This window comes from Brevundimonas fontaquae (assembly GCF_017086445.1).
Taxonomy (GTDB): Bacteria; Pseudomonadota; Alphaproteobacteria; order Caulobacterales; family Caulobacteraceae; genus Brevundimonas; species Brevundimonas fontaquae.
Window position 1 is genome coordinate 658,172 of record NZ_CP070968.1, and the last position, 12,008, is coordinate 670,179.

At 67.8% G+C, this 12,008-nt stretch carries 9 protein-coding genes and 1 pseudogene; 7 read left to right on the forward strand and 3 right to left on the reverse strand.

Translation table 11 applies throughout. The features are described from left to right. Window positions 1-224: 224 nt before the first annotated feature. Window positions 225-1,148 carry a LysR family transcriptional regulator gene (locus JX001_RS03125; protein ID WP_350354483.1) on the reverse strand — a complete coding sequence of 308 codons (924 nt, stop codon included), beginning with the start codon at window positions 1,146-1,148 and terminating at the stop codon, window positions 225-227. A gap of 88 nt (window positions 1,149-1,236) precedes the next feature. On the opposite strand from JX001_RS03125, the gene JX001_RS03130 reads away from it, so the two are divergent. Then, entirely contained in the window at window positions 1,237-2,271 is a 1,035-nt protein-coding gene (locus JX001_RS03130) for an aldo/keto reductase (RefSeq protein WP_205682258.1), read from the forward strand. Between the two features lie 97 nt (window positions 2,272-2,368). On the opposite strand, the pseudogene JX001_RS16445 reads toward JX001_RS03130, so the two are convergent. Together JX001_RS16445 and JX001_RS03135 are read right to left on the reverse strand one after the other, a co-directional pair. After that, a pseudogene (locus JX001_RS16445) lies at window positions 2,369-2,467 on the reverse strand (LysR substrate-binding domain-containing protein); the annotation flags it as partial. Between the two features lie 30 nt (window positions 2,468-2,497). Next, window positions 2,498-2,863 (reverse strand): LysR family transcriptional regulator, encoded by a 366-nt coding sequence (locus JX001_RS03135; RefSeq protein WP_205682259.1) that lies wholly within the window; start codon window positions 2,861-2,863, stop codon window positions 2,498-2,500. Window positions 2,864-2,953: 90 nt separating this feature from the next. On the opposite strand from JX001_RS03135, the gene JX001_RS03140 reads away from it, so the two are divergent. The 6 genes from JX001_RS03140 to JX001_RS03165 all read left to right on the forward strand — a co-directional run bounded on the left by JX001_RS03140 (window position 2,954) and on the right by JX001_RS03165 (window position 12,004). Continuing rightward, a complete protein-coding gene (locus JX001_RS03140; protein WP_205682260.1) occupies window positions 2,954-3,973 on the forward strand; it encodes a glutathione S-transferase family protein in 1,020 nt (339 codons plus the stop codon). After that, entirely contained in the window at window positions 3,974-4,570 is a 597-nt protein-coding gene (locus tag JX001_RS03145) for a LysE family translocator (protein ID WP_205682261.1), read from the forward strand. A gap of 728 nt (window positions 4,571-5,298) precedes the next feature. Then, window positions 5,299-5,985, forward strand: a complete 687-nt coding sequence (gene radC, locus JX001_RS03150; protein ID WP_205682262.1) for a RadC family protein — start codon at window positions 5,299-5,301, stop codon at window positions 5,983-5,985. Between the two features lie 7 nt (window positions 5,986-5,992). Beyond that, complete coding sequence (locus JX001_RS03155; RefSeq protein WP_205682263.1) at window positions 5,993-6,898, forward strand: toprim domain-containing protein; 906 nt, start codon at window positions 5,993-5,995, stop codon at window positions 6,896-6,898. A gap of 51 nt (window positions 6,899-6,949) precedes the next feature. After that, window positions 6,950-9,052 (forward strand): ParB N-terminal domain-containing protein, encoded by a 2,103-nt coding sequence (locus JX001_RS03160; protein WP_205682264.1) that lies wholly within the window; start codon window positions 6,950-6,952, stop codon window positions 9,050-9,052. Window positions 9,053-9,217: 165 nt separating this feature from the next. Continuing rightward, window positions 9,218-12,004 carry a strawberry notch C-terminal domain-containing protein gene (locus tag JX001_RS03165; RefSeq protein WP_205682265.1) on the forward strand — a complete coding sequence of 929 codons (2,787 nt, stop codon included), beginning with the start codon at window positions 9,218-9,220 and terminating at the stop codon, window positions 12,002-12,004. Window positions 12,005-12,008 lie beyond the last annotated feature (4 nt).

The window sequence follows — 12,008 nt, forward strand, 5'->3', positions numbered from 1 at the left end:
CGGGCGTGGGGCGGTTCGTAGGGCTTCGGGATCCGGGTACGACCGACGGCGTGGCGGCTGGGTATCGGTTCAGCGCTTGTGCTGCCTGGATGCAGGTGGGGACCGGCGATCGTATGGCAAGACCGGCCTGCCCGGGATGCTCGATCGGGAACCGGGCATAGGCGCACGTTGTAACACGCGCGCCCTCAGGTCGCTGTCGGCGCAGGACGGCATGATGGAATGTTCTATGTCTGGGAGCCTGTCAGCTGCTCCACCAGGAAGTCGATAAAGACCCGTACGCGAGCGGGTGTGTTGCTCCCTCCGACGAAGACCGCGTGTATCGCCTCGCGGTCGCCGGGATTGAAGGCTTCCAGCAAGGGGACAAGCCGTCCCTCGCGGATATCGTCCTCGGCGCTGAAGGCCCCGACACGGGTGATCCCCACCCCGTCACGCGCCAACTGGGTCAGGGTCTCGCCGTTGTTGGCCTCAGCCGGCCCCTTGACCGTGAGGGCGAAATCGACACCGTCGCGGCGGAACGGCCAGACCGGTTCGGCGCGGCGGAAGCTGAAGTTCAGACAGTCGTGGTCGTGCAGGTCTTCCGGCGTGATCGGCTCCCCGCGCCGCGCGAGATAAGCGGGCGACGCCACGACGACCCGGCCCGTCTCACCCAGCTTTCTGGCCGTCAGGGCGCTGTCGGGCAGACGCCCGAACCGGATCGCCACGTCCGCCTGGCCCGCGGCCACATCGATCATGACGTCGGTCAGGCTGATCTCGAGCAGGATGTGGGGATACAGCGCCACGAACGCTTTCAGGAGAGGCACGACCACCAGTCGGCCGTGCGCCAGGGCCGCACTCACCCTCAACCGTCCTCGCGGAGCCCCCTGATCCGAGACTGCCTGCTCTGCGTCGTCCAGGTCCGCCAGGATCCGTCGCGCCGCGCTCAGATAGGCCTGACCCTCCGCCGTCAGGGTCAACTGCCGGGTCGTTCGCAGCATCAACCTGACACCCAATCGGGTCTCGATCCGACCGACGGTCCGACTGATCGCCGACGGGGTCAGCCCCAGAATCCGCCCTGCCGCCGACAGACTGCCGACGTCCGCCACGGCGGCGAACACCTCCATCTCTCGCGCCCGGTCCGTTCCGGCGTTCACGAATGTCTTTGCGTTCAAATCACAGATCCTTGGCCTGAAGTCTTACTAACGTCGGGCGAGACCCGCGTCCATCTGTGCCTTCATCAACACCATCTGGAGCTCAGCTATGGACTATCGCCAACTTGGATCGTCGGGATTGCGCGTCCCGGTCCTCAGCTTCGGCACGGGCACCTTCGGCGGCACGGGCCCCCTGTTCGGTGCCTGGGGCACCAGCGACGTCGCCGAGGCGCGCCGCCTGATCGACATCTGCCTGGAGGCGGGCGTCAATCTGTTCGACACCGCCGACGTCTATTCCGACGGCGCCTCCGAACGCGTGCTGGGCGAGGCCGTCAAGGGCCGCCGCGACCAGGTCCTGATCTCCACCAAGACCGGCCTGCCGACCGGCGACGGTCCGGGCGACTGGGGCGTGTCACGTGGCCGGCTGATCGCCTCCGTCGAGGCGGCGCTGAAACGCCTCGGCACGGACCACATCGACCTCCTGCAACTCCATGCCTTTGACGCCTCGACCCCGGCCGAGGAGCTTCTGGCGACGCTCGACACGCTCGTGACGTCCGGCAAGGTCCGTTACACGGGCGTCTCCAACTATCCGGGCTGGGCCCTGATGAAGGCGCAAGGCATCGCCGAGCGCGATGCACGCCCGCGCTTCGTCGCCCATCAGGTCTACTACTCCCTGATCGACCGCGCCTATGAGGCCGATCTGATGCCTCTGGCCGCCGATCAGGGCGTCGGCTCACTCGTCTGGAGCCCGCTCGGCTGGGGCCGTCTGACCGGCAAGATCCGTCGCGACGCGCCGATCCCCAAAGGTAGCCGTTTGCACGAGACCGCTGCCTTCGCCCCGCCGGTCGAGGACGAACACCTCTACCGCGTCGTCGAGGCGCTCGACGTCGTCGCCGCCGAGACCGGCAAGACCGTGCCCCAGATCGCCATCAACTGGCTGCTCCAGCGCCCGACCGTCTCCTCGGTCATCATCGGCGCCCGCAACGAGGAGCAGCTGCGCCAGAACCTCGGCGCGGTCGGCTGGACCCTGACGCCGGAACAGATCGCCACGCTCGATGCCGCCAGCGACGTCCTGCCGCCCTATCCGCACACCCCCTATCGCCAGCAGGAAGGGTTCGCGCGTCTGAACCCGCCCCTGGTCTGAGAGGCCCCATGAAACTCAATCCCCCACTCCTGGCGCTGGCCGCCGGCGCCTTGGGTTTGCCCTTCGCGTTCCAATAGGTCGGGCTCATGACCGGATAGAGGGCGTCGTCCATCAAGGGCTCGCACACCAGATCGGGCCAGGGACCGTTTCCCATGCGTAGGCTCAGATCGGCACCGTCAGCTGCGGGATCGGACAATCTCGGCTGGATGACGACGGAGACCTCGACTCACGGCGCGATTTCGCTCAGACGCGGCAATCGGGGGAGCAGCCAGCGGGCGGCAAGAGACGCTGTGGTCGATATGGTCACGCCATTGCCGCGCCGCCGCTCACGAACCGTCGCGACCGCCTGGTCGAGAGCGTTCATATGCCGGGACGCCGCCTGTCCCAGCGCCTCTCCGGCGGGGGTAAAGGCCAGAACCTTTCGACCCGGGACCCCCTCCAGGAGTTTAACCCCCAGCCATCCTTCCAGCTCGCGCAGATGCCGGCTGACGGCGGCATGGGACACCTGAAGGCGACGCGCGGCTGGCCGAACTCCACCCGTCTCATGGATTGCCGCCAGGGCGCGAAGCGCGGACAGGGGAAGGTCATGCATGGTGATCAAATACTACCAAACCGGCATTATTAGTCACCATCAATCCTGCTCCGCGCATCCTATCCTGAGCCCGCAGCACAGGAGTTTTACATGGGCATGGTCATCGACGGGCAGTGGAGCGACGAGGATCGCATCATTGAGGACGGTGCGTTCAAGCGCGCGCCAAGCCTTTTTGATCTGGAGATCCCCCGTGAAGTCGTGAACGCACTGCGCAACGAGTCCGGTCGTTATCACCTGATCGCTTCGATGAGTTGCCCATGGTCGCAGCGGGCGATCCTCGCCCGTCAGCTGAAGGGCCTGGTCGCCGATGTTCCCTTGCATCTGGCCGGCGGTGAGCGGATCGAGGGCTATCCGGCCAATGGCGGCGACCCGTGGCGCGTTCCGGGCACCGACCGCGACGTCGTCCACCTGCACGAACTCTATACGCTCAGCCTGCCCGACTACACCGGCCGAGTGACCGTGCCGATCCTGTGGGACAGCCAGACCCTCCGGATCGTCAGCAATGAATCGGCTCGCATCATGCGGGCGTTCGACGCCTCCCCCGATCCGAACAGCCTCGACTACACACTTGTGCCCGACGCCCTGTCGGTGGCGATCGACAGGCTGAACCTTCAGCTTCACGACGGCCTGTCCAACGCCGCCTACAGGGCTGGATTTGCCGAAAGCCAGGCGGCCTACGACACGGCAGTCAGGGATGTGTTCAAGACTCTGGACGGTCTGGAGACACGGCTAGCGTCGCAACGGTTCTTGCACGGTCCCGTCATCACCGAGAGCGATTGGCGGCTGTTTCCCACACTCGTGCGCTTCGACATCATCTACTATCTGTTCTCGCGCTGCACCCTGCGCCGCCTCGTCGACTATCCACATCTCTGGGCCTACGCCCGTGACCTCTTCAGCTGGCCCGGCGTGGCCGACACCGTCGATTTCGACGCGATCCGCCGGGCCGCCTATGTTGACCATCCCGAGACCAATCCCTTCGGCATTCTGGCCATTGCCCCCGATATCGACTGGCGCGCGCCGCATACGCGCGCCCAACTGGGGCCAGCGCTCGTCGCCACGAGGACTGGCGACTACCGGACGGTCGAACCGGTCAAGCGGACCGCAATCTGAATGCTCGCCCTCCTGCAGGTCGCGGTCCTGATTTTTGCTGCGGCGATCACACCTGGCCCCAACAATGTCATCGTCATGAACGCAGGAGCACGGGGCGGTCTGGCCGGCGGTTGCCAGGCCGTGGCGGGTGTGATCGTGGGCTCGCTCCTTCTTCTGGCGCTTTCGACCGGAGGCGTCGCAGCGTTGATCGTTGGGGAACCTCGCGCGCACCAGGCCCTTTCCTGGTTGGGCGCTGGCTGGCTGATCTGGACTGGAGGAACGATGATCCTCCGCGCCGGTGTCGTCGCCGACGCGACCGGCTCCACCTTGCCTGGCACGGTTCTGGGCGTGGCCGCGTTTCAACTGATCAACCCCAAGGCCTGGCTGCTCGTGCTCACCGCGACCGCAACGGCGACAGTCGGTGACGGCGACCTGCAGCCCAAAACCGTTGTCGCACTCGCCGCTGTTCTTGCGGGCGTAACGAGTGTCTGTCTCGCACTTTGGGGACTGGCCGGCGCTGTCCTTGGCCCTTGGCTTGCTGCGCCGACCCGTCGCAAGGCGTTCGACCGCCTGATGGGCTCGGTTTTGATCGCGTCCGCCATACTGCTGTTGATCTGATTTCCACCGGACACGTCAAAACCGACGCATCCCGTGACCTCATTGAACAGCGACTATCCAGCCGAGGCCCAGTCTTGGTATTGCTGGCCGGGAAGCAGGCTACGGCTGGATCTCATGTTCGACAGCTTGGGCGATCTCACGACAATGGGCGCTAGTCTGAACAGGCACGCCTGCGCGACGAACAGGCCCCCCCAGTACGGCCGAGCCGGTGCGACACACGCCTCAGTTTCCGCCTTCACGGCCTCCTGCCGCCCGGAGCAAATCTCCGACGCTCCTGCCGTTGAGACGACAGGCCGCGATCACCCGATCATAGACGCGGACCCGACCATTTCGCCCTCGAACCGCGACGCAGGCCAGCCTTCTTCCTCGCACGAGCCGAGACAGGCGATCGCGGTCGGCACGGCCCGTCGGACTGCGGAGTTCCGGGGCGTCGAAGTCCGCCAGTCTCACTTCAATCCAGGTCGCTGGATCGATGCTCGGCCCGACGCACAGACTGTCGCCATCCCCCACATATCGAACGATCCCGGAGAATGTCTCTCCAGCGCGCGTCGGTAGCCGTCCCTCACAAGGATCGGCACGGGCGATGGCCGGCAAGGCGAGGAAGGCGGCGACGGCAATCCACTTCATCGCGCCAACCTGACGTCGGCGCGATAGCGCTGCAAGTGCCGGGAGGGGAAAGGAAGGCTGATGGCGGAGCGCTCCAGGACGGAGCGGCAGAGGAGACCGCCATGAGACAGACCTTGAACCGGACGGACAACGTCTGCGGTGACCCGCAGCCCTTTTCCGCACTCGCCTATGAAACCCTGGATGATCAGACCTTGCTGGGCCTGATGCTGACACGGTCGGATCGCAGCCCCGAAGCCTCGGCCCCTGCCCTGGCGGCCGCTCTGCTCGCGCGTTTCGGATCGATTGGCGCGGTCTCGGCCGCGGACCATCGCGAGCTCCTTCGCGTCAACGGTGTCGATGCGATCCTTTTGGCGGATCTGAAGATCCTGCGCGAACTTGCCGTTCGTCTGGCGCGCATAGACGCCTGCCGTCGACCGGTCATCGCATCATGGACGTCCCTTGTGGCCTACGCCCGCGCCGCCCTGGCGCATCAACCGAGGGAGCAGTTTCGGGCGCTCTATCTCGACCACCGCAACAACCTGTTGGGCGATGAATTTGTCGCCGACGGAACGATCGACCACGCGCCGGTCTACCCCCGGGAAGTCATCCGCCGCGCGCTCGAGCTCTCGGCTTCGGCGCTGATCCTCGTGCACAATCATCCGTCTGGCGACCCGACGCCGTCACGGGCCGATATCGAGATGACGCGGCAGATCGTCGACGCGGCGCGCGTGTTTGGCCTGCAGGTCCATGACCATCTCGTCATCGGCCGCCAGGGCACGGCCAGCTTCAAACAGCTCGGCCTGTTCTGAGGCGGCCATGACCCTGCACGCCATCGTCGCCGCCCTGGGCGGCGATCTCTATGCCGGGGGGACGCGAGCCAGCATCCCCGCACCCGGCCACAGCGCAGACGACCGATCGGTTTCGCTGATGTTGTCTGATGATCGGGTGATCATCCACGGGTTCGGGGGCGCCGACTGGCGGGCCGCTCGGGATGATCTCCGCGTTCGAGGCTTCATCGATGACGCCGGCCGGCTGATCGGCGGTGGGCGTGGGCGCGCCTCTTCCCCCAGGCCGGACCGCGCCCTTCGTATCGAGACTGCGTCGCGTCTGTGGACCGCGACGACCGAGCGACCGCCCCACGGTCCGGCGAGTCTCTATCTGCGGCGGCGCGCGGTCATGGGGGGAGCCGCCGCCTCCAACCTTCGCCTGCACCCCTCGGCGCCACTGTCGGTCTACCAGGCCGATGGCCGAACGCGCCCTGCTCTGATCGCCCGGATCAGCGACGCCGACGATCGTCTAACGGCGGTCGAACTGACCTATCTCGAGGCCAATGGTCTGCCCGCCAACGGTCTGCGTCTGGCTCGCAAGACCGTGGGTCAGGTCCCGCCCGGCGCGGCCGTTCGCCTCTCGTCTGCGGCCGAATACATGCTGGTGGGTGAAGGGGTGGTCACGACCCTGTCGGCCATGGACCGGTTCGGTCTTCCCGGTTGGGCCCTCATGGCCGCCAACAACCTCGCCGTCTGGAGCCCGCCCGCCTGCGTGCACAGGGTCCTGGTCGCTGCCGACCGGGGCGAGGCCGGTGAGGCTGCGGCGGCCCGGCTCCGCCGCCGCCTGGTCCATGACGGTCTTGAGGTTGAGGTGTCATGGCCCGAGCCGCCGTTCGGCGACTGGAACGAGGTTGCGGTCGCGGCGACATCGCAAAGGAAGGAGCGAGGGGGCTGAGGGGTGCCGGAGCGGCGGGGATGGACCCCGTCGCCCGGTAGGAGAGACCTCATGGCCGACCGCATTCCCGTTATCACCCCCACAGTCCCGACCGCAGAAACCACGACCCCGGCCGTCATTTTCACGCCCGTGGAACGCATCGTCCGCCTCGGGGACCTCGGCATCGCGCGGGAGAACCTGCGCTACGGCGAACCGCCGGACGAGGACATCCCGACCCTGGCCGCCACCCTGAAGGCGGCTGGCCAGTTGCAGCCCGTCACCGTTCGCCCAGGTCGCGGCAAGAAGGAGCAGGCGTTCATGGCACTGGACGGCCGCCGGCGTCGCCTGGCCTTGGCGCTTCTGCTCGAGGCCGGCGACATCGACGAGGACTATCCGGTCCGGACCTATGTCGAGACCGATCCGGCGCGCCAGGCGGCGGCGGCTCTGCTGACCAACACCGCCGTTCCGGTCCATGTGGCCGATGTCATCGCCGCCATTGGCCGGATGCTGAAGTCGAAACTGACGATAACGGCCATGGCGCGGGCGCTCGGTTATGACGAGATCGAGATCAAGCGGCTGGCCGCCCTGTCCGGGGTGGCGCCGGCCGCCCTGGTCGCGCTGAAGGCGGGACGCATCACGCTTCGCCAGACCCGGCTGCTGGCGCGCCTGCCGGATCGACAGGAGCAGGAGGACATCGCCCAGATGACGCTGGACGGCCAGGGCTTCCAGGAGTGGCGGGTCAAGGAGCGGCTCGACGACAGCCGGGTCACGACGCGCGATCGCCGCTGCGCCCTGGTCGACCTTCGTGCCTATGCCGACGCCGGCGGGCGCACCGAGACCGATCTGTTCGGCGAACTGCCGCCGGTCCTGCTCGACCCGGACATTCTGACCGAGGTCTGGACCCGTCGCGCACGCGCGATTGCGGCCGTGTTCGAGGCCGAAGGGATCGCGGTCCACGTGACCGCCGGCCCGGAACCCGAACTGCCCGACGATCTGCAGCCGCTCGGCTATGTTTATGGCGGTTCGCTCCCGACCGAGGAGATGGCGGGCTACCGGGCTCAGCGCGACGTCTATAACGGACGGGTCGAGCAAGCCCGTCTGGCTCTGGAGGACAAGGATCGACCGGATGTCGCCGATCTCGCCATCGTCGACATGATCCACGCCAGGCTCGCGGCCGATCAGACCGGCTGCGGCGGCCGGGTCGTGACCACCATGGTGATGTGGCCGGCTACGGGGGCGGGCGTGGAGGTTCGCTGCTATACGCCGGACGAGCCCGAGATCGAGAATGACGAAGACCTCGACACCGAGACCGCGCGACGTCCTTCGGCGCCGCCGGCCTATGTCCCGCCGGAAGTCGAGGCTCCGGAGCCGGAGACACAAGGCGTCAACCATGCCCTGCACGCCGTGCGGACCGATGTAGCGACGCGCGGTCTGATCCGCGCCTTGGCCGACGATCCCGGGGCGGCGCTGACGGCCTTGATCGCCCGGCTGTTCACCGTCCTTGTCCGGCGCGCCCATGTCGCGCGCACGGACTCGGCCCTCGCCATCACGGCCAGCGGGTTTAATCCGGCGAATGGCCGCGTCATCGAGACCCTGGACGGCGACGTTCGGCGACGGCTCGACGATCACCGCACCGCCTGGGAGGCGTCCGGCGAAACCGTCATCGCCTGGGTCCACGGCCTTGCCCACGGCGAGAAGATGGGACTGCTGGCGGAACTGACCGCCATCAGCCTCGATGTTCGCGAGGAAAGGACCTTCTCGATCCGGCGCAGCGCCCGGGCCGAGGCGGCGGAACTGGCCGCGCTGTGCCAGGCGGACATCACCTTGCACTGGACGCCCGACGCCCCCTTCCTGCAGCCGCATTCCAAGGCGCTGTTGACGGGGATGCTCGAGACCATGGGCACCGAGGACGAGCGGGCAAAGACGCTCCGCAAGACCGAGCTGGTCGATTGGGTGGCTGAACAGGCCGCGCAACGGAGCTGGGCTCCGGCCGCCCTGTCCTGGGCCGCTCCGATCGATGCCGAAAGCGTCCCGGACGCCCAGAACATCGAGAACGATGACGATGTCCTCGCGGCCGGAGGAGAAGGGAGCGAGGTCGATGAGGACGACGAAGGGGCCGGGGCCTTCGCCGTCACACCGGCTGGCGAAGCGGCTCTGGACTCTGCCGCCGCCTGATCGTCCGTCTACGGAAACACGGCTCCGGCGATCTGCCGGGGCCGTGTTTTTCTGTTGTCACCGTGAGCGGGCCCAACGGCCGGGAGACGGAGAAAGGGCGGGGCGAAGCGAGCCTGGAGGACCGAGAGGGAGGAGCCCTCCGCTCCAGGCGCTCGGAGCCTTCCCATGTCCAAGACCCGCAACCTGTCCCTGTTCGCTGACGCCGCCACCGGGGATGCTCCGGCCAACATCCTGGCGGCCGCCCGTGCCCTGACCGTCCACCTCGCCCGGTCCCGCCCGCTGGATCGACGCCTCGTGGCCGAGGTGATGACCACCGCCTTCGGCGCATCCGACGCGGAAGGCGGCTGGACCTGGCGGGACGCCTATGACGCCATAGAGGCGGCGACAGTCCTCCAGATCCGCCGCCTCGGCCCGCAGGTCGCCCGGCTCGAGGACGCCCCGGCCGAGATCGCCGCTCTGCTCGCCGGGGTCTCAGCGCTTGGCCTGACCCACAGCCGGCGCAGCGAGGAACAGGTCGCGCTGGACCAGTTCTCCACTCCGCCCCAACTCGCCGCTCTTGCGGTGCTGGCGGCGCAGGTCCGACCGGCGGACCGTGTCCTGGAGCCGTCGGCGGGGACCGGATTGCTGGCCGTGGTTGCGGAAGCGTGCGGGGCGAGCCTGACGCTGAATGAGCTTGCGCCCACGCGCGCCGCACTCCTCGACGGGCTGTTCGCCGGGTTGACGCGCCGGCGGCACGACGGCCGCCATCTAGCCGACCTCCTTGAGGACGCCGGGTCGTTCGACGTCGTGGTCTGCAACCCGCCCTTCTCGGATCTTCAGGCGCATTTGATTGCGTCGCTCAAGGTTCTGGCGGACGGCGGCCGGATGGCGGCGATCGTGCCCCTCACCGCCCTTGCCGACACCGATTTGAGGCGGGAGCTCGAACGACATGGCGTCATGGTGGCCGCCGTGGCGTTTCCCGCACGCGCTTTCGCCAAACACGGCACCTCGGTCGAGACCGGCCTGCTGGTTATGGATCGCGGCGGGACAGCCGTCTGCGATGGCCTCCTTCACCAGCCCGAAGATCTGGAGGCGACCGCCCGGATCCTCGCGCGCCTTCCGGATCGTGGCACCGCTCGTCCGCGCGTGCGGTTGACGTTGGACGCCGCCGCCTTCCTCTCGCCGCGCGAGCGCGGTCTCGCCCTCCCCATCCATCTGATGGAGGCGGTCGAGGATGACGACGGGAACGTCACCATGGTCCCGGTCATGGATGAGGGGCGGCCCGCCGTCAGCCAGGAGGCGCTCGTCCTGCGTGAGGCCCTGATCGAGCGGATGGCCTGCCTGCCCGCCGTTCCGGGTGTGCTCGACGCACTGCTGGAGGCTTTCGGCACGGACGCCGTCGCCGAGATCACCGGGCGGTCACGCCGGGTGGTGGTGCGCGACGGGCGTCGGTTGGTGGAGCGACGCGGCGCCTCGGCGGCCCGGGCCGAGACCGACGCCTTTATGTCCGGTCGCAAGCGGGTGCTGATCTTCTCTGACGCTGGCGGCACCGGGCGCAGCTACCATGCCGATCTGTCGGCTCCGAACCAGCAGCGGCGGGTGCACTATCTGGTCGAGCCGGGCTGGCGGGCCGACGCCGCCATCCAGGGCTTGGGCCGCAGTCACCGCACCCACCAGGCGTCAGCGCCGCTGTTCCGCCCGGTCACCACCGACATTCAGGGCGAGAAGCGGTTCACCTCGACGATCGCCCGACGCCTGGACTCCTTGGGTGCCCTCACGCGCGGGGAGCGACGCACCGCCGGTGCGGGCCTCTTCCGGGCCGAGGACAATCTGGAAAGCCCTTGGGCGCGCCGCGCCTTACTGGTTTTCTACGGCGCGCTCGCCTTCGGAGAGCTGGACTCGATGACACTCGAGACCTTCATGGCCAGGACGAGCCTGAGGCTGCTCGATGACGACGGCGGGCTCAAACCTTCCGATGACCTGCCGCCGATCCATACCTTCCTCAATCGGCTGCTGGCGCTGCGCATCGCCGACCAGAACGCCCTGTTCGCGGACTTCGACCGCATCCTGTCGGGCATACTCGAACGCGCCGCCGCCTCGGGTGATCTGGACAGGGGCCTGGAGGACATCGAGGCCGAGGCGCTTGAGGTCACGGACCAGGAAACGATCCGGACCGATGTGTCGACAGGGGCCGAGACAGCGCTTGTGACCTTCTCGCTCAAGGTCCGGCGCGAGATCCTCGTCTCTGACGATGCCCTGACCTGGGCGGAGGATGTCGCCCACCAGCTGGTCATTAACGAGAAGTCCGGCCGGGCGGCGATCGCCGAACTGGGCCTGACCACATCCACGGAGGAAAACCGCCTGATCACCGCGGTGAGGCTTGTTCGTCCCGATGATCGGCAGACCATGCCCGAGAAGACATTCGCGGAATCCGCGTGGAAGCCGGCGGACAAATCGGACTGGTGTCGCGTCTGGGACGAGGAGGTCGCCCGCACCGACCCTTGGCGGACCCGCGAACTCACCTTGGCCACCGGTCTATTGCTGCCGATCTGGGGGCGTCTGCCGGCGCGGGGCTGTTCCGTCCGTCGCGTCCGGGCACCGGACGGGCGCCGCTGGCTGGGGCGGGTGTTGGACGCCGTCCAGGCCCTCACGCTCAAGACGAGCCTTGGCCTGACCGACGTCGCCGAAGCCTGGGCGGACGGCCCGAAGACCGCCGCCACGATCCTGGACCGCAACGTCCAGCTCTCGCTCGAGGGCGGGCTATGGCTCAAGCGGGCGCGAGTGATGGACCGCTGGCGCATCGAGGTGGTGGGCGGTCGGACGGATCGTGACGTCCTCGTCGCGCTCGGCTGTTTCGTCGAGATCATCGCCTTCACGCCACGGGTCTTCATACCGATCGATCGACCGACCGTGTTGGAAGCGGTCCTGCGCCGTCATCCCGTTCAGACGGCCCTCGACCGGCAGGCCGCCTGAGCGG

Coding starts and splice junctions, on each gene's coding strand:
- JX001_RS03130 (WP_205682258.1), top strand. CDS start 1,237: ATGGACTATCGCCAACTTGGATCGTCGGGATTGCGCGTCCCGGTCCTC.
- JX001_RS03135 (WP_205682259.1), bottom strand. CDS start 2,863: ATGCATGACCTTCCCCTGTCCGCGCTTCGCGCCCTGGCGGCAATCCAT.
- JX001_RS03140 (WP_205682260.1), top strand. CDS start 2,954: ATGGGCATGGTCATCGACGGGCAGTGGAGCGACGAGGATCGCATCATT.
- JX001_RS03145 (WP_205682261.1), top strand. CDS start 3,974: ATGCTCGCCCTCCTGCAGGTCGCGGTCCTGATTTTTGCTGCGGCGATC.
- radC (WP_205682262.1), top strand. CDS start 5,299: ATGAGACAGACCTTGAACCGGACGGACAACGTCTGCGGTGACCCGCAG.
- JX001_RS03155 (WP_205682263.1), top strand. CDS start 5,993: ATGACCCTGCACGCCATCGTCGCCGCCCTGGGCGGCGATCTCTATGCC.
- JX001_RS03160 (WP_205682264.1), top strand. CDS start 6,950: ATGGCCGACCGCATTCCCGTTATCACCCCCACAGTCCCGACCGCAGAA.
- JX001_RS03165 (WP_205682265.1), top strand. CDS start 9,218: ATGTCCAAGACCCGCAACCTGTCCCTGTTCGCTGACGCCGCCACCGGG.